The organism is Devosia sp. J20-27, assembly GCF_055808595.1.
The window spans coordinates 567,526-583,234 of record NZ_CM147875.1; the positions used below are offsets into that span (position 1 = coordinate 567,526).

The 15,709-nt window shown below is 64.7% G+C and carries 19 protein-coding genes; 10 read left to right on the forward strand and 9 right to left on the reverse strand.

What is annotated here, in order from left to right:
* Nucleotides 1-56: 56 nt before the first annotated feature.
* A complete protein-coding gene (locus tag AC0L4C_RS02740) occupies nt 57-941 on the reverse strand; it encodes a LysR family transcriptional regulator (protein ID WP_473401991.1) in 885 nt (294 codons plus the stop codon).
* Nucleotides 942-1,044: 103 nt separating this feature from the next.
* Here AC0L4C_RS02740 and AC0L4C_RS02745 point away from each other — a divergent pair, with 103 nt between their 5' ends.
* Nucleotides 1,045-2,001: a sodium-dependent bicarbonate transport family permease gene (locus AC0L4C_RS02745; RefSeq protein ID WP_473401992.1), complete on the forward strand. Its 957-nt coding sequence runs from the start codon at nt 1,045-1,047 to the stop codon at nt 1,999-2,001.
* A gap of 217 nt (nt 2,002-2,218) precedes the next feature.
* Nucleotides 2,219-2,794 (forward strand): hypothetical protein, encoded by a 576-nt coding sequence (locus AC0L4C_RS02750; protein ID WP_473401993.1) that lies wholly within the window; start codon nt 2,219-2,221, stop codon nt 2,792-2,794.
* Nucleotides 2,795-3,364: 570 nt separating this feature from the next.
* Here the strand turns inward: AC0L4C_RS02750 and AC0L4C_RS02755 are convergent.
* From AC0L4C_RS02755 to AC0L4C_RS02770, 4 genes are all read right to left on the reverse strand, one after another.
* Entirely contained in the window at nt 3,365-5,218 is a 1,854-nt protein-coding gene (locus AC0L4C_RS02755) for a TadE/TadG family type IV pilus assembly protein (RefSeq protein WP_473401994.1), read from the reverse strand.
* A 249-nt stretch (nt 5,219-5,467) separates the two neighbouring features.
* Complete coding sequence (locus AC0L4C_RS02760) at nt 5,468-6,256, reverse strand: orotidine 5'-phosphate decarboxylase / HUMPS family protein (RefSeq protein WP_473401995.1); 789 nt, start codon at nt 6,254-6,256, stop codon at nt 5,468-5,470.
* A gap of 105 nt (nt 6,257-6,361) precedes the next feature.
* Entirely contained in the window at nt 6,362-7,630 is a 1,269-nt protein-coding gene (locus AC0L4C_RS02765) for an MFS transporter (RefSeq protein WP_473401996.1), read from the reverse strand.
* 63 nt (nt 7,631-7,693) lie between these two features.
* The gene (locus AC0L4C_RS02770) at nt 7,694-8,803 is read right to left on the reverse strand and encodes a mechanosensitive ion channel family protein (protein WP_473401997.1); all 1,110 of its coding nucleotides are present in this window, start codon (nt 8,801-8,803) and stop codon (nt 7,694-7,696) included.
* Nucleotides 8,804-9,012: 209 nt separating this feature from the next.
* Here AC0L4C_RS02770 and AC0L4C_RS02775 point away from each other — a divergent pair, with 209 nt between their 5' ends.
* Nucleotides 9,013-9,435: a Crp/Fnr family transcriptional regulator gene (locus AC0L4C_RS02775; RefSeq protein WP_473401998.1), complete on the forward strand. Its 423-nt coding sequence runs from the start codon at nt 9,013-9,015 to the stop codon at nt 9,433-9,435.
* A 1-nt stretch (nt 9,436) separates the two neighbouring features.
* On the opposite strand, the gene AC0L4C_RS02780 is transcribed toward AC0L4C_RS02775, so the two are convergent.
* Entirely contained in the window at nt 9,437-10,408 is a 972-nt protein-coding gene (locus AC0L4C_RS02780) for an acetyltransferase domain-containing protein (protein ID WP_473401999.1), read from the reverse strand.
* A gap of 116 nt (nt 10,409-10,524) precedes the next feature.
* Here AC0L4C_RS02780 and AC0L4C_RS02785 point away from each other — a divergent pair, with 116 nt between their 5' ends.
* From AC0L4C_RS02785 to AC0L4C_RS02815, 7 genes are all read left to right on the forward strand, one after another.
* On the forward strand, nt 10,525-11,145 hold the full coding sequence (locus AC0L4C_RS02785; protein ID WP_473402000.1) for a DUF1236 domain-containing protein: 621 nt from the start codon (nt 10,525-10,527) through the stop codon (nt 11,143-11,145).
* 107 nt (nt 11,146-11,252) lie between these two features.
* Nucleotides 11,253-11,684 carry a Crp/Fnr family transcriptional regulator gene (locus AC0L4C_RS02790; protein WP_473402001.1) on the forward strand — a complete coding sequence of 144 codons (432 nt, stop codon included), beginning with the start codon at nt 11,253-11,255 and terminating at the stop codon, nt 11,682-11,684.
* Between the two features lie 2 nt (nt 11,685-11,686).
* On the forward strand, nt 11,687-11,986 hold the full coding sequence (locus AC0L4C_RS02795; protein WP_473402002.1) for an Rdx family protein: 300 nt from the start codon (nt 11,687-11,689) through the stop codon (nt 11,984-11,986).
* Nucleotides 11,987-12,102: 116 nt separating this feature from the next.
* On the forward strand, nt 12,103-12,897 hold the full coding sequence (locus AC0L4C_RS02800; RefSeq protein WP_473402003.1) for a substrate-binding periplasmic protein: 795 nt from the start codon (nt 12,103-12,105) through the stop codon (nt 12,895-12,897).
* A gap of 38 nt (nt 12,898-12,935) precedes the next feature.
* Nucleotides 12,936-13,745 (forward strand): amino acid ABC transporter permease, encoded by an 810-nt coding sequence (locus AC0L4C_RS02805; RefSeq protein ID WP_473402004.1) that lies wholly within the window; start codon nt 12,936-12,938, stop codon nt 13,743-13,745.
* 86 nt (nt 13,746-13,831) lie between these two features.
* Entirely contained in the window at nt 13,832-14,338 is a 507-nt protein-coding gene (locus tag AC0L4C_RS02810; protein WP_473402005.1) for a CreA family protein, read from the forward strand.
* 113 nt (nt 14,339-14,451) lie between these two features.
* Nucleotides 14,452-14,625, forward strand: coding sequence for a hypothetical protein (locus AC0L4C_RS02815; RefSeq protein ID WP_473402006.1), 174 nt, complete (start codon nt 14,452-14,454; stop codon nt 14,623-14,625).
* 4 nt (nt 14,626-14,629) lie between these two features.
* Here AC0L4C_RS02815 and AC0L4C_RS02820 read toward each other — a convergent pair whose 3' ends face one another.
* The 3 genes from AC0L4C_RS02820 to AC0L4C_RS02830 all read right to left on the reverse strand — a co-directional run bounded on the left by AC0L4C_RS02820 (nt 14,630) and on the right by AC0L4C_RS02830 (nt 15,707).
* Nucleotides 14,630-14,896, reverse strand: a complete 267-nt coding sequence (locus AC0L4C_RS02820; protein ID WP_473402007.1) for a hypothetical protein — start codon at nt 14,894-14,896, stop codon at nt 14,630-14,632.
* Between the two features lie 89 nt (nt 14,897-14,985).
* Nucleotides 14,986-15,336, reverse strand: coding sequence for an MmcQ/YjbR family DNA-binding protein (locus AC0L4C_RS02825; protein ID WP_473402008.1), 351 nt, complete (start codon nt 15,334-15,336; stop codon nt 14,986-14,988).
* Nucleotides 15,333-15,707: an MmcQ/YjbR family DNA-binding protein gene (locus tag AC0L4C_RS02830; RefSeq protein ID WP_473402009.1), complete on the reverse strand. Its 375-nt coding sequence runs from the start codon at nt 15,705-15,707 to the stop codon at nt 15,333-15,335. Before AC0L4C_RS02830 ends, AC0L4C_RS02825 begins: the two co-directional genes overlap by 4 nt.
* Nucleotides 15,708-15,709 lie beyond the last annotated feature (2 nt).

A 15,709-nucleotide genomic window follows, 5' to 3' on the forward strand; every position in this document is an offset into this window, starting at 1 on the left:
CTTCACACATGGTCGACGGGTTGAGCCGGAATTCGACAGCGCCAGGCTGTGCCACTTCAGCGTTCCCAGGACGAGGCGGTTTCGATCAGCTCGCCGGCGACGCGGCTGGGGAACTGTCGACGGAAGGTCAGGGCGTAGAAGGACTCGCGGATGCCTGGTAGCGGCACGATCTGACGCAGCGTGCCGGCCTCCAGTTCGTCGCGGACGACGATGGCCGGCAGTGGTGCGAGACCGATTGCCTCGCGCGCCATGAGGCGAAGCATGGCCATGTCGTCGACCTCGGCCACCACGATGGGGATGACGCCGAGGCGAGTGCACAGCGCATCAAGGTCGGCTCGCAGGCTGCTGTCGCCGGTGGGCAGGATGACCGGATGGGATGACAGCGCCTCGCTCGGTGTCGCGGCGGTACAGTTCAAGCGCGGCGCACCGAACAGGCTGATCGCCTGCTGCGCCAAGCGGTGCACGATGAGGCCATCCGGCGGTGAGGACGGCGGCGCGTTGCAAAGCACGACATCCAGCTCGAGGTGCTGCAACAGGCCGACCAGTTCGGTCAGGCTGCCTGAGGTCAGCACGATCTCCAAGTCGGGCCGACCAAAGCTGGGGCTCAGAAACTGGATCTGGAAATTCCGCGACAGGGTCGCCAACGCGCCCACGCGCAGCGCCTGACGACGACCGGAATTGGCCCGCAGCGTCGCCAGCAGGTCCTCGCCGGCCGAAAAGATCGCATCGGCATGCTCGAGAGCAATGCGGCCGGCCTCCGTCAGCATGAGGCGTCGCCCCACCCGTTCAAACAGCGGATGACCCAGACGCTGCTCGAGCGTGCTGATCTGCGTCGACAGCGCGGACTGGGAGACTCCAAGGCCTTGCGCGGCGCGCGTCAGGTTCCCCAGGCGCGCCACTTCCCGGAAGTACCGCAGATGGCCGTAGTTCAAGCTCGACATTCATTCACTTATACAGAACATCTCTATATTTTAAATGAATTTTTCAGAACGAATGCGCCGGTCTAGAGGAGGCCCAGCAACTGGCACGAACCCGGCGACACTCATGGATACCCTTCTCTCCCCCATCATTTTGTTCTTCGTCCTCGGGGCTGGCGCGGCGCTGGTGCGCAGCGATCTGGTGGTGCCCGAGGTGATCGGCAAAGCGCTGGCCCTTTATCTGATGGCGGCAATCGGTCTGAAGGGCGGAGTGCAGGTATCGGAAACCGGCTTCACCTCGGACCTGCTGGTTGCCGGGCTTGTGGGGACCTGCCTCAGCCTGCTGCTGCCACTGCCGGCCTTCTGGGTATTGCGCAAGCTGGCTCGCCTCAATCAACGCGACGCCGGCGCCATCGCGGCGCATTACGGCTCGGTCTCGGTCGTCACCTTTGTGACGGGCGCGGAAATCCTCACTGCTGCCGGCATGCCCCCGGCCGGCTACATGGTGGCGGTTCTGGCCCTGATGGAAACCCCGGCAATCATGACCGGGCTGTGGCTGGCGCAAAGGTCTAGCGCAGCAGGCGTCAGCCCCACCCACGGTGGCCACACCCATCTGGCCGAGGCATTCACCAATGGCTCGGTGCTGCTGCTGGCCGGCAGTTTCGTGATCGGCCTTGTCGCCGGACCATCCGGCTTCGCGCCCATCGAGCCGGTCTTCAAGGATGCGTTTCGGGGGGTGCTCTGCCTGTTCATGCTGGACATGGGTCTGGTGGCGGCGCGTCACCTGATCAAGACCCGAAGCCTCACCCCGAAGCTCGTTGGCATCGGCATCGGTCTGGCGGTGGTGAACGGCACCATCGGCGTCGTCGCGGGTTCCCTCCTGGGCCTCGATCCGGGGTCTGCCGCCGCCCTCGGGATCCTGACCGGCAGCGCCAGCTACATCGCCGCGCCCGCCGCCGTCCGGCTCGCCCTGCCGGATGCAGATATCGGTCTGGCGATTGCCATGTCGCTCGGCGTCACCTTCGTTTTCAACATCCTGCTGGGGATCCCGCTCTTCGTCAGCCTGGCGCGGCTGCTGGCATAGGAACAAGCAAAGGCCGCGCAGCGGAGGGTTCGCGCGCGGCCTTGCCTGGTGCCGCTGCTGCATCGGGGGAGTGCGCGGCGGCTTGTCCGATAGATTGGGTCCGGCCGGCCATTGTGCAAGGCGCCGGCCACCCGCCCGGATGGGCAGGTCCTCTGCACTCATCCCCGTCCGTCTTGCCGGAAGTAGACTGCTCCGCAACGGCAATCGGGAGTGCACAATGGCAGTTTCAAAGCTCACGGCGGCGCGGGCCGCGCGGCACGAGGCGCTCTATCTGCGGCTGCAGGCGCTGCATACACAGGTTGCGGCGCTGGCGAGAACCCGGCCGGGCGAGGCAGCGCTGCCGCTGCTGGCCGGGGTGGCCGAGGAACTGCTGTTTGCCTGCAGCGAGTTTCGCGCACCTGGCCAGCGGCGCGGCCTCGTCGGCGCGGCGCCGCATCTGGGCGGACTGGCGGCGCAGCTCGGTCAGGCGCTGGCGGTGCTGCAGGGATATGAAGCGGCCCATACGGGCTGGATCGAGAAGCGGCAGCATGTCGTCTGGCTGCTCGCCGATGGCACGCAGCTGCCGGTGCAGCGGCTGCATCCGCAGGCGCCGCCGCCGTCACTGGCCGCCGTCGAGGGCGAGAACATGCCGCAACTGCGCGCCAAGCTGGCACGGCGCATCGATGGACACATCGAAGGCAAGGTCCATGAACGGCTGCGCCAGATGGGTATCGACCCCTACGCCCCGCGTGTCGAACCGACAGCTGAGGCGGCAGAGACGTGGAGTTATCCCCGTCGTTTCGGGCAGGACTAGACTGGCCGCCATCTGCCCACGCGGACGGATCGCGACGAACGATGTGGTGTCAGACTGCCGGGAGGGGGAAGGAGGTCGCTCCACGCCCCTGGGCCAAGCGCACGGAGTTGAAAAGGGGCGGCAAGTCGGGCTCCAGTCTCCCGAAGCGCGGGACAATGCCACAAACCCCGGTGCCCCGGATGCGGATGCATCCACAAAACTATCCCATCGGATGCGTCCGCACCCGGGGTCCGTCTGTTCTGCCTGTCCCCGGCGGGTCTCGTACCCGGCCGGCGGCAACGGCTGCGGTTTTCTCCGGTTCGGTCGGGCGACCCAGCCAGCCCCCAGACTTCCTTCTCCCCTTGCGGGAGAAGGTGGCTGCGCAGCAGACGGATGAGGGGTGACACGCTCAAAACCGACCCCTCATCCGCCCTTCGGGCACCTTCTCCCGCAAGGGGAGAAGGGGAGATTTGAACGTGAGGTGGCCTTTGCTTGCTGCCGTCGCAGATCTCACACCCCTCATGGTGAGCCTGTCGAACCACGAGGGGCTGCATCGCAAGCTGCAAGAAGCGCCCGCGGGCGCCGCTTCGCTTACTGTGCCAGGCGCAGTTCCGAGAGCTGCTCGGCGATTTCCTTGAACACGGCGACCAGATCGGAGGAGCTCGACGGGAAATAGGAGAACTTCACCGTCTTGCCGCCATCGACCTTGGAGGGCGTGGCGCAGTTTTCCAGCATGGTCCTGGTGGTCGAGTTGGGGACCGACAGACCGATGGTATAGACGATGATGCCCCTGGCCTTGGCATTGGCGCAGGCCAGTTCGGTGCGGCGGTTGACCTCGCCGATGACCTGCGAGGAACTGGCAGTGGAGTCCCTGGGCGAGGTGGATTCGGTCAGCAGGCGCTTGTTGGAGCGGAAGCCCCAGGCGGTCCAGCTCGAGTTGCCGTAGGGATTGCTGGACGAATAGTACTGGTAGTTCGGGTTGTTCTCGCCGTCGGTCATGATGATCATGATCTTGGACGTCGCCTCGTCGTAGGGGCGGCCCTCGGTGAAGGGCTCGGTGGGCGACAGCGAGCGGAACCCCCACACCGTGCCCTGCTCGATATTGGTGGAGCCGGAGGCGACCATGGCGTCGATGCGGTCCTTGATGGTGGCGCGCGTGTTGTCGAGCGGCAGCAGGGCCGTGGAGGGGCAATCCGAGTTCGGACCGCTGCCGGAGAAGCTGGCGCCCTTGTACTTGCAGAGGCGCTCCTGCTTTTCGCGGTCGCTGAGATCGGGATCGTATTTGTCAAAGCAGGTGCGGATGCGGGTGCGCTTGTACTTGTAGTAGCCGTTGACCCAATCGACATCCCGCGTGTCCGAGAGGATGTCCTCACCCGAACACGAGCAGGCACTCGAGCCGCTCTCGGTATGCCCGTCGGGGTAGCTGGCCTCGTAGTCGTTGTCGCGGCCCGACCAGCAGTTCCGGCCCGAGGAGTTGCAGCCATAGCGCGTCTCGGTCCAGCTGCAGGTGCGGGTCTTCTGGCACCAGGTCGGGGTATCACTGATGTAATTGTCGGGCGGGCCGTCCGGCGCGAACACCGGCTGGAACATGGTGTCGGGAACGGCATTGTTGGGGACCGTATCGTCGGTATCGAACGGCGCCACGCGGGCCTCGACGCACCCCTTCCAGCTCTCGTTGTAGAACTCGTCGTAGAGCGTCCAGCGGTTCACCGTGTCGGTGAAGGGCGTATCCTCGTCGTCGTCATCGTCGAAGTTGAGATGCGAGATGCTGGAGGCGCCGGTCTGGCTCATCCAGCTGGCATAGCGGTTGGCGGTGCCGACATTGACGTACTGGGTGAAGGGCACGACGCTGATGAAAACGTTGGGCTGGGTCGCCTGGTCATCGAACAGGATATCGGTGGCGCTCTTGGCCGCTTCCTTGAGCTTGCTCATGCGAGAGTAGCTGCCCATCGAGCCGGAATTGTCGAGTACCATGGCGACCTCGAGGTTGAGCCGCTTGCGCGTCGCTTCCGACAGCAGCTTGGCCTTGACCGTGGTGATCCCCACCAGCGAGACGAAGGGCGTCGGCACGCTGACCTCGGCGTTGAGGATCAACTGGCCGTTGCGTGCATTGAAGGTGGCGGATGTGATGCTGGAGGAAATCTGCTCATCACCCAGCCGCTCGGCCAGAAACCGGCCGGCCGTCTCGATATACTGGGCTTCGGTCCAGGCCGGGTCGTCGAAGACATGCGGTTGCAGGCCGAGCGCGGCAGCGTCCAGCGCGTTCTGCGCGCGCGTCCGGGTCTGCTCGATCTGGGTGAAATCAACCACCGCCCCGGCGGTCGCGATCAGCACCAGGGCCATCACCCCGAACAGCACGAGGAAGGCGCCCCGCTCGTCGCGGCGGAAGCGACGCACCACATCTTTCAACCGTTCCAGCACCAGCACCTTCCTTGCGATCGGCAATCTCGCCAGCAAGATGCAGCAAAATGGTTTTCAAACGTTAATCGAACCGCGACAAATGGGACAGCTTCGGCCCATTCCGGCAACATCGCCGCCGATATCCCGCCTCTTCCTGTCAGGTCTGATGTCGGATATAGAGCCCTCCATTGCTCTTATATCTTCCCGATAGACAAACATATCTATCTGTTTCTACTTCTCCATCGATTCATTTATCTGTTGACCGCTCGGCAGAAAAAACAACCTGCACCGACTTCACTTCTCCGTCCCCGCTACCCGGGCGATGAAATCGGCGACCAGCGCCTCGATCTCTGCTGCCGGCAGGTCGTAGCGTGCCTGGCTGTCGGGCAGACCGAAATTGCCGCTGATGACGAAAGCCCGCAGGCCGCTTTCCGCGAGGCCCTGCGCCTGGGCGATGCTGAGGCCGCCCACGACCTGCACCGAGGCGGCCTCGCCGACTGCCTCGAACACGGCACGCGCCACATCGGCGAGGTAGCTCGACTGGTGCAACGCCGGATCGGCCCGCCGCGCATCGAGCTGCAGATGCAGGCCGACGCCATCGACCCCCGCGTCGAGCATGCGCCGGGCGACATCGACTGCCACATCGGCAGGCCCCTGGTGCGGCACGAGGATATCGGCAAAGGCCAGACGCGGCACGTCCGGTTCCGCATTGCGGAACTCGTCGCGCACGGCACAGACCGCTCTGGCCGAGTTGACCCCGGCGAGAGCCAGAAAGTCGATGATATTGCCGCCGCCGGCATAGACCGAGCGCGCCTCGAAGCCGCCGCCATCCATGGTTTTCATGTCGGCCAGCAACAGCGCATCGGGAAACTGTCGGCGGAAGGCCGGTACGACGTTCAGCACGCCCTCGGACTTGAGCAGTGGCGTGCCCATCTCGACCAGCGTGACGCCGGCGGTCAGCGCCGCGGCGGCAACGTTCAGGCCCAGGCTCAGCGAGCCGGTATCGACCGAGATCTGAAACGAATAGGCGGTGCGCAGCTGTTCGAGCAGGCGGGCAGACATGGTCTGAGCCGGTACGGCCATGACGGGAAACTCCTCCGGGTGGGTGGCCGGTCTGGTGCCGACTCTTGGGGTGGGAGGGTTGCGGCAAACCGGCGGCCCGTCAAGGCAGGCCGCCGCAGCCAAGCATCAGGTCTCGGCTTCCTGCACGACCAGGTCGCTGAGCTGGACGGCGCCTTCGTCGCCCACCACCGAGACGGCGGCACTGGTGCCCAGATCGAAGCTCTGCTTTTCGGCCTCGGGCAGGCCTTCGCGGCGCGACAGACGATAGCCGACAAAACCGATCAGCCCGACCTGGACCAGGAGGTTGAAAATAAAGAGGCCATTGGGGCCGTAGACCTGAATGGCCAGCGAGCTCAGCAACGGTCCCACCGTCGATCCGAGGCCGTTGAGCAGCAGCAGGCCGGCGGAGAGCTCGACATAGTCGGAGCGGTCGGCAAAGTCGAAGACATGCGCGGCTGCCACCGCATAGCTCGGCAGCAGCCCCGCCCCGAAAGCAAAGCCAAGCCCGAGCCAGAGCACCGGACTGAAGGGGAAGACGATGATGGCTGCGCCCGCAACGGCACAGAAAGCGGCCAGAAAGATCATGACCCAGCGGCGGTCGACACTGTCGGAGATCTTGCCGGCCGGCCATTGCACGAGAGCGCCGGCGAGCACCGCCGTGCTCATGAACAGCGCCGCCTCGGTCACGCTGCCGCTGATCTGGTTGGCATAGGTCGGGCCGATCGACCAGAACGAACCGGTGGCGAGGCCGATCAGGAAGATCGCCACCGTGCCGGTCGGCGACAGGCGGAACATGCGCAGGGGTCGGAAGCGGACATAGGTGATCGGAGGTGGCTGCCGGGAGCGGGTCAGGGCGATGGGCACGGCCGCAAGCGATACCAGTACCGAGGCAATCGAGAACAGCACGAACGATGTCGGCTGCACCAGCGTCACCATCATCTGGCCGAAAGTGATGACGATGAAGTTGATCGCCACATAGGTGGAGATCAGGGTGCCGCGGGTCTCGTTGGTCGCCTGGTCGTTGAGCCAGCTCTCGACGACAAGATAGAGCCCGGCGAGACAGAAGCCGGTGATCAGGCGGAAAGCCACCCAGACCCAGGGATCAACCGCCAGCGGGTAAACCAGCGCCACCGCCGACGCGATCGACACCAGCGCAGCGAAGGTGCGGATGTGACCGGCGCGCATGATCAGCAGCGGCGTGGCGGCGCATCCGAGCACGAAGCCGAAGAAATAGCCAGAACCGAGCAGGCCCACCTCGACCGGCGAGAACCCCTCGATGCCGCCCCGGATGGGCAGCAGCATCAGTTGCAGGCCATTGCCCATGATCAGCAGCGCCACACTGAGATAGATGGCGCCGGCTGCGAGCAGCGGAGAGCGAACGGGAGACTGGGTCATCCCTGCACCCTAGCCCAGATGCACTGCCGAGGGCGACCATGCTTGGGCCAGATCGAACGAAAACTATCGCAACCCGACGTTGCCGCCCGCCGGCTGGCTGCCGTCGGCCTCCGCGCGCAGGCGTGGCAGCGATTGCGGATATTCCTGCTGCAGAAAGGCGACCAGCTTCTCGCGCACTTCGCAGCGCAGGTCGAAGGTCCGGGGCGCGTTGCGGGCCGAGACGAGGATGCGCACCTCCATGGTGAACTCCTTGAAGTCGGTCACCTGCACGGCGACGACACCGCCCTCCCAGAGCGGGGAAGCGCGGGCAATCTCGTCGACCTTGGCGCGGACCGCATCCATCGGTGTCCGATAGTCCAGGTAGATGGTCACCACGCCAATCAGCGCAGCCCCCTCGCGGGTCCAGTTCTGGAACGGGTTCTCGATGAAATAGCTGAGCGGCAGGATCATCCGGCGCCAGTCCCAGATCTTGATCACCACATAGGTCGAGGTAATTTCCTCGACATTGCCCCACTCGCCCTCGATCAGCAGCGCGTCATCGATGCGGATCGGCTGGGTAATCGCCAGCTGCAGTCCGGCGAAGATGTTCTTGAGCAGGGGCTGCAGTGCCAGGCCCACCACCAGTCCGGCCGCGCCGGCCGACGCGAGCAGGCTGACGCCCCACTGCGCCACACCATCGAAGGTCATCAGGGCCGCTGCAATACCGACGACAACCAGCAGGGTGACGGCGATGCGCTCGAGAATGCGGCTCTGCGTGACGTGCTTGCGGGCCAGCAGGTTGTCTTCGGAATCGAGCTCGAAGCGGCGCAGATAGAGCGTCATCCAGATGTGGAGCGCGGTGCGGGCACCGAGCACGGCCAGCGCGATGATGGCGAGGACCACCGCGTGCGACACGATGTCTGCCTGCTCAGTACTGAGCGGGGCCACGGCGGCAGCGGCGCGCACAAAGATCACGATCAGCGCCAGCCGCAAGGCCGTGCCGGTCCGCTTGACCAGCGAGCGCCAGAACATGTCGCGCCTGGCAGCGGCTCTGGTCAGCAGCCTCGCCAGCACGCGATGCGCCAGCAGCGCGAGGACCACCGCGGCGACAAGCAGGAGCAGGGAGATTACCCAGTCGGGCAACCAGGAGATCTGGTGCAGGAGGTTCTCGATTGCTGTGGTGACGTCGCTCATGGCGCGCTCCGCTCGTTCGAGGTCCGTGCCTCCCCGCACGAACGCAACGCTTTGGTGCCGGCCTCCCGTTCCGGCGCGAGGCACAACTGTCCGGCATTTGCACGTGGCAGGCAAGCTCGCACGGCAGATGCGGGGCGGCGCAGGATCGCAGATGGACACCGGACCACCCGGTGAGGCATATTTGTCCGGTGCTCACGGAGCCGGAAGCAATGATGCTGAAGTCGTTTGATCGCTCGCCTCCCCGCATCTTCACCGAAGGCCAGCTGCTGCTCAAGGAGGGCGGCCCCCCGAGCAATCTCTATGTGCTCGAGTCTGGGGAGGTCGAGGTGCTGCGCCACGGCATGGTGGTGGCGACCATTGCCGAGCCGGGAGCCATCATCGGCGAAATGAGCGTCCTGCTCGACGCGCCGCATTCGGCCTCCGTCCGCGCCAAGACCACCGTCATGGCACATGTGGTCGAGAATGCCCGGGATGCGCTCAAGAAGCGGCCGGAACTCACCTACAAGGTGGCGCAGATCCTGGCGCGGCGGCTGGGGGCCACGACGAGTTTTCTTGTCGACAGCCGCGAGAAGCTCGAAAACACATCCGATCTCGAGTTCCTCGAAAAGGTCTACGATCTGCTGGGGCGCTAGCCTATTGCGGCAGCGGTACATCCTCGATCGGCGATGAACTCATGGCCTCGCACAGGCTCATCATGGCCTGCAGCTCGGTTTCCTCGCTGGCGGTGCGCTCGCGTGTGAGCATTTCCCACATGTTGTCGGCCTCGACCTGCTCGAGAGCGCAGCCGCAATAGCGCTCGGCAGCGAGTGCATCGGATGAACTCTGGAGACGCGTGGCCCGGCAACTCTCGACAAAGTCCTGCGCTTGGCGTTCCGCACCTGCCGATGGCAGCAAGAGGCTCACCCCATAGAGGCCGCCATAGAGCAACGGCTGATGCAGCAGGTAGATGACCAGGCTCCAGCGTCCCATGGTGGCCAGCCAGCCGGGCGCCGGAAGGGTCCAGAAGACCCGGCCGTCGAGAAATCGTGCGGCCACCAACCCCAGCAGCACGACGCCCAGCCAGGGAAACACCGGGACGATGTCTGCCGTTGCCGGCGACACGGGCCAGAAGCCGATCCAGGCCAGCCAGCGCTCGCGCATCAAGGGGTGCGTGACCAGCAAAGGAGCGACAATCACGGCGATGCCGACGGCGGCGGTTGCCAGCGGCGGTAGCCGCAGGAACGGCAATGCCAGCAGCGAAAACAGAGCGATCGCGTGCAACACGCCGAAAAACGCGAAGTAGTCACCGAAGGCCAGCCAGGTGCCGGCGCTCACGGCCAGCGCGGCGGCCACCAAAATGGCCTCGCGACGCCAGAAACTGCGCCAGCGGATGGCTTGGCCATGGCCAAGCCACAGGCCGATCCCGGCCAGTGCCAGAAACCCCGTGACGATGGCCTTCTGGAAGGCCGTCCAGAGCGGATCGGTGGAAATATCAAGGGACGTAAAGCCCAAGAAATAGAGGTCCCAGGCGACGTGGAAGATCACCATGGCGATGATCGCTATGCCCCGTGCGGCATCCAGCAGCGGATAGCGGGGGCGATGGAGGGGGGCGGCGTCAAGGCTCATGGCGCGACCCTGCCCCGGCGCCGGAACGCGGTCAATCGAGTTCGGAACCAAGCCCGTTCGGCGCCGTTAGCTGGGCCATGGGGCACACAAGAAAACGACCTCGAAAGGAATTTCACATGCGTAATCTTCTTCTGATCAGCGTTGCTGCACTCTCGCTTGGCGCCGCGATGCCCGCCCTCGCCCAATCCTCCGAAACCGGCAAGGCCGTGGTCGGCGCAACTGCGGGCGGTGCAGCCGGCGGTACGATCGGCTTCCTGCTGGGTGGCCCGATTGGCGCCATTGTCGGCGGTTGGGCCGGTGCCGTGATCGGTGGCGATGCCGCCGTATCCGAGGCCTCGGTCCGCTATGCCGGCGAAAACCCCGTCGATGTCGTGTATCTGGAAGGCGATCTGACGGTTGGCACCCGGGTGGGCGATGACGTCACGATCTATCCGATCGAAGGCGATGACCAGTATGGCTACATCTATGCCAACAATCGCGTCTACATCATCGATCTGAACGAGCGCGCCGTGGTGCAGTCGCCGGGCTATCTGATCCCGAACGAAGCCGTGTCCTATGCCGAGGCAAATCCGACCGCTTCGGTCAGCGTCAGCGGCAATCTCGAGGCCGGCCTGTCGCTCGATGCCAACGTGGCCCTGAACGACATCCCGGACTCCCGTACCTACAAGTACGTCTACATCAATGACCGTCCGGTACTGGTCGACGCCGGTACACGCACGGTGGTCTGGGTCCGCTAAGCGCTCCCGGTTTCCCGTCCCTGAGCCGCCCGGCGACCCCGTCGCCGGGCGGCTTGCATTTGTCTCGCCCTCGGCTAGGCTTGCGTCGGACAACGCAGGGGAAAGCCGTGACCGACGCTCCCGACTGGCTCAAGTTCGAGTTCTTCCTCGCCGGTACCGTGCTGCTCGAACAGGGCACGCAGACGGGCAAGCTGATTGTCCTCAAGGATGGCGAGCTGGAAGTGGTTCGGGACGGGACCTTCATTTCCTCGACCAGTGCCCCCGGCGCCATCTTCGGCGAGATGTCCCTGCTGCTCGAGAAACCCCATACGGCGACGGTGCGCTCGGTGAGCGATGTCGAATGCTACGTCATCCATGATGCCCTCAAGGCGCTCGAGACCCATCCGGCCTGGACGCTGCAGATCGCCCGGTTGCTGGCGCAGCGCGTCAACAGCACGACAAGCGCGTTGATGGCAGCCAGACCAGGCGTCGAAGAGGACGAGGAACGGCTTATCCTGCCGCATTACGTGTTCTCCGACTGGGCGGACCCGCAGGTCTGAGGATGGACAAGCCTTCGCTCACCATCACCTATTGCACCCAGTGCAACTGGCTGCTCCGCTCGTCCTGGATGGCGCAGGAGGTGCTCTCCACCTTCAGCCTGGAGATGGGCCAGGTGACACTGATCCCCGGCACCGGCGGCATTTTCGAGATTCGCCTCGATGGCCAGCTGATCTGGGAACGCAAGCGCGACGGCGGCTTCCCCGACGTCAAGCAACTCAAGCAGATGGTCCGGGACCGCATCGATCCCGACCGCGACCTGGGCCATATCGATCGCCCGCACGGCCCGGCTGCGGGACGATGAAGGCCTTCCGCCGCGGTGGGCGAGAAACGTGTTGAGCGGTGGCCGCCGACATGGCTAGAGTCCGCGCCAATGCCGGGGCAAGGATCCCGGCCGCCAACACGGGAGACCGCCGCCTCATGAAATCGATCCTTCGCCTTGCCGCCGCGCTGATCGCTGCGAGCCTTGCCGCACCCGCCGTCGCGCAGGACCTGCCGGACCTGGGTGGCCGCACCATCCGCGCCGTGACCGAAAACGCCTACTACCCGTTGAACTTTGCCGATCCCAAGACCGGCGACGGCATTGGCTGGGAGTATGATGCCGTCAACGAGATCGGCAAGCGTCTCAACGCCAGGATCGAATGGAACCTGTCGAGCTGGGACGTGATGATCGAGTCCGTCAAGAGCGGACAATTCGATATCGGCATGGATGGCATCACCATCAATGACGAGCGCAAGGAGCAGGTCGATTTCTCCGCGCCCTACCTGACCAGCCAGCAGTTCATGCTGATCCGCGCCGACGACGACCGGATCAAGGAAAAGACGGCCTTTGCCGAGAACACCGACCTGCTGATCGGCGCCCAGGCCGGCACGTCCAACTTCTACGCCGCGGTCTACGACATCCTCGATGGCGACGAAGCCAATCCACGCATCAAGCTGTTCGACACGTTCGGCGCTTCGGTGCAGGCCCTCAAGTCTGGCGACGTCGACATGGTGCTGATGGATCAGGCCTCGCTCGACGGCTATATCGCGGCCGACCCGGGCGTCTTCAAGACAGTCGGCGAGCCGGTCGGTTCTGACGAATTCGGCTTCATCCTGCAGAAGGGCTCCGACCTCGTCGAGCCCGTCAATGCGGCGATTGCTTCGATGCGGGCCGATGGCACGATCGACGCGCTCAACCGCAAGTGGTTCTTCGAATACGGCCAGAGCCAGTAGCCGCAAGCGAGAGGGGCGCCGACCCGGCGCCCCGCTCCATGTCCGTTTCAACACCCCCGCACAAGCGTGGAACCGCGTTCCCGTGGTGGCTGCTGGCGATCGCGCTGCTCTTTGTCGTCCTCTTCTGGGCAATCATCGCCGACGAGGGCTATTCCGAGATCTTCAACATCCTGACGCGCGGCGTGGTGACGACTGTGTGGGTGACGCTCGTCGCCTTCGGGCTGGCGACTGCGCTCGGCCTGCTTGTGGCCGTGGCGCGCACCTCGCACAACCCGATCCTGCGGCAGGTGGCGACCTTCTACACCGAGATCCTGCGCGGCATTCCGATCCTCGTGGCGCTGTTCTACGTCGCATTCGTGGGGGCACCGGCCATGGTCGAGGCCGCCAATTTCGTCCTCGGCCCGGTGATCGACCAGGGCTGGCTGCCGCGCCTGACGGTCCGCAATTTCGATCTCACCTGGCGGGCCATCGTTGCCCTGACGATCTGCTACTCGGCGTTCATCTCGGAGATCTTCCGGGCCGGCATCGAAGCCGTCGCCGAGGGGCAGGTCGAGGCCGCCCGGGCCCTCGGCCTGTCGCGCTGGCACACCTTTCGCTTCATCATCGCCCCGCAGGCCCTGCGCACCATCCTGCCGCCGCTCGGGAACGACTTCATCTCGATGATCAAGGATTCGGCGATGGTGTCGGCGCTTGGCGTCCAGGACATAACCCAGTTGGGAAAGGTTTACTCGTCGGGCTCTTTCAAGTTCTTCGAGACCTACAATGTCGTGGCCCTGCTCTATCTGACCATGACTATCAGCCTGTCGCTGCTGGTTCGCATGCTGGAATCGCGGATGCGCCGCCGATAGAGGGAACCGAAGCGCGCCCATGTTCTTGTTATGCGGAGCGCCGGTGACCATGTAGAGCGCGTCGTCAACCGAACCCGGGACCACAGATGTTCAAGAAAATTGCCACCGTTGCACTGCCGCTGGCGCTCCTCGCGCTACTTGCCGGCTGCGGCAAGAACAACGAAGTTGGCAGTGTCGGCGTCGACTGGACCGGCAATGACATTTCGGTGGACGCGGTCGCCGATCCCGAGGTGCAGGGTGTGGTTTGCCATATCGCCTACTTCAACCGCAGCTTCATCGACCGCATCAGCCAGGGCAACTGGTTCGAGGATCCCTCCTATTCCGCTGTCGACTGCGAGGCCAGCGGACCACTGACCATCGGTGATATTTCGCTGAACAAGGGCGGCGAGGAAATCTTCAAGCAGGGCCGCTCGCTGATCTTCAAATCGATCCGGGTGTCGCGCGTCTATGACGCCGAGAACAACTCGCTGCTCTATCTCGCCCATGCGCGAGAACTGCAGCAGGGCTCGGGCAAAATGTCCCTGTCGGTCGTCCCCCTCGGTGGCCGGGACGTCACCTGGACCAATGGCGCTCCGGCCGCTGCGGCCCGGTAGAAGCCGACAATTAGATTAAAAACCGACCACCCGCTGCAATTGTCCGGAAATGCTCGGGGGCGCCTGCTGCAGTCAGGCCCAACGAGGGCCGAAGCGTTGTGCGGAGGGTCGCCATGCAATTTATCACAGCGGTGACGCAAACTGCGCCAATCGTCTTCGCCATCGTCCTGGCAGTGGCGGCGTTTTACTCGATCGGTCGCGTGGTCAATGCGCGGCAGCCGATAGCGCTGGCGTTTGCCCTCGTCCCCATGCTGCTGCTCTGGACCGCGCAACAGAGCCTGGTCTAACCGATCAGGCCTGACCGCGCAGGCTGCGGTTGATTGCGCCGAGCAGCATGATGATGCGGGCCACGCCCATCAGCAGCAGGCCGCCGACGATCGGCGTGACGGCCCAGCCGAGGCTGCCGAGCAGGCCGCCCACCACTCCGAACATGTTCTGGTTGCCGGCATCCATGGCCGCAGAAAAGCTCTGGAACATCGCCGGGGCGCTGTAACCGATGATGACAATGCTGACGAGTACGGCGATCAAGCCGATCAGATAAAGTAGTCCAGCGACCATGATCTCCCCCACGCTGCCGGGACTGCAGTAAATTCGGCTGCCGCGGTTCCGTCAACTGTCGACAGACTTTCGGGGTTTCCGCCGAACGACTACAGCCCCAGTGCTGCCCGGGCTTTTCGGGTGAGCCGCGCGGCAACCAGAGCGTGCGCCTCGGTCAGATAGGCGGCAAGTTCGGGCTGGCTGAGCGGCGCGAGCGGCCCGACGGCCACCCAGCCGGCGCGCGCAAAGTATGGCGCCGGACGAATTCCGGGCAGTTCGGGCAGCATGCGGAAGGCCATGTCGGACGCCTTGAACCAGATTTCGCCGCCATCCCGATCGAACAATGCGAACACCTTGCCGCCGATCTTGGCGACGGAATCGTCGCGCCACTGATGCACCAGCGTAACCTTTGGCAGGCCCAGTACGAAGGCTTCGAACGCAGCCCGCTCGAACAGGCTCACTGAGCGATCCCCAATTCGCGGCGCAACTTGCGCGTCAGCTTGCCGGCGATGATGTGATGGGCCTGGGTGACATAACCTGCCAGCAGGTCTTCCGGCAGGGCGCCCGGGTTCACCCGCACCCACTGACGTCTGGCAAAATAGGGCGCCTGGGTGATGCCGGGCAGGTCGACGAGGCCATCGAAGGCCAGTTCGGTCACCTTGAAGACCAGTGGACTGTCCGCGTCGCCCAAGAGGCAGAATACCTTGCCGCCGACCTTGGCGACGAGGCTCTCCCATTGCGGGGTGAGGGTTGTGCCGGGAAGCGTCCCGATAAACGCACCAAACGCCGCCCGGTCATGCAGGCCCAGCGCCTGGCCCGACGGCCCCGCCACGG

Excerpts from the sequence above, each read along its gene's own strand:
- AC0L4C_RS02740 (WP_473401991.1), bottom strand. The coding sequence starts at position 941 with ATGTCGAGCTTGAACTACGGCCATCTGCGGTACTTCCGGGAAGTGGCG.
- AC0L4C_RS02745 (WP_473401992.1), top strand. The coding sequence starts at position 1,045 with ATGGATACCCTTCTCTCCCCCATCATTTTGTTCTTCGTCCTCGGGGCT.
- AC0L4C_RS02750 (WP_473401993.1), top strand. The coding sequence starts at position 2,219 with ATGGCAGTTTCAAAGCTCACGGCGGCGCGGGCCGCGCGGCACGAGGCG.
- AC0L4C_RS02760 (WP_473401995.1), bottom strand. The coding sequence starts at position 6,256 with ATGGCCGTACCGGCTCAGACCATGTCTGCCCGCCTGCTCGAACAGCTG.
- AC0L4C_RS02765 (WP_473401996.1), bottom strand. The coding sequence starts at position 7,630 with ATGACCCAGTCTCCCGTTCGCTCTCCGCTGCTCGCAGCCGGCGCCATC.
- AC0L4C_RS02770 (WP_473401997.1), bottom strand. The coding sequence starts at position 8,803 with ATGAGCGACGTCACCACAGCAATCGAGAACCTCCTGCACCAGATCTCC.
- AC0L4C_RS02775 (WP_473401998.1), top strand. The coding sequence starts at position 9,013 with ATGATGCTGAAGTCGTTTGATCGCTCGCCTCCCCGCATCTTCACCGAA.
- AC0L4C_RS02780 (WP_473401999.1), bottom strand. The coding sequence starts at position 10,408 with ATGAGCCTTGACGCCGCCCCCCTCCATCGCCCCCGCTATCCGCTGCTG.
- AC0L4C_RS02785 (WP_473402000.1), top strand. The coding sequence starts at position 10,525 with ATGCGTAATCTTCTTCTGATCAGCGTTGCTGCACTCTCGCTTGGCGCC.
- AC0L4C_RS02795 (WP_473402002.1), top strand. The coding sequence starts at position 11,687 with ATGGACAAGCCTTCGCTCACCATCACCTATTGCACCCAGTGCAACTGG.
- AC0L4C_RS02800 (WP_473402003.1), top strand. The coding sequence starts at position 12,103 with ATGAAATCGATCCTTCGCCTTGCCGCCGCGCTGATCGCTGCGAGCCTT.
- AC0L4C_RS02805 (WP_473402004.1), top strand. The coding sequence starts at position 12,936 with ATGTCCGTTTCAACACCCCCGCACAAGCGTGGAACCGCGTTCCCGTGG.
- AC0L4C_RS02810 (WP_473402005.1), top strand. The coding sequence starts at position 13,832 with ATGTTCAAGAAAATTGCCACCGTTGCACTGCCGCTGGCGCTCCTCGCG.
- AC0L4C_RS02815 (WP_473402006.1), top strand. The coding sequence starts at position 14,452 with ATGCAATTTATCACAGCGGTGACGCAAACTGCGCCAATCGTCTTCGCC.
- AC0L4C_RS02820 (WP_473402007.1), bottom strand. The coding sequence starts at position 14,896 with ATGGTCGCTGGACTACTTTATCTGATCGGCTTGATCGCCGTACTCGTC.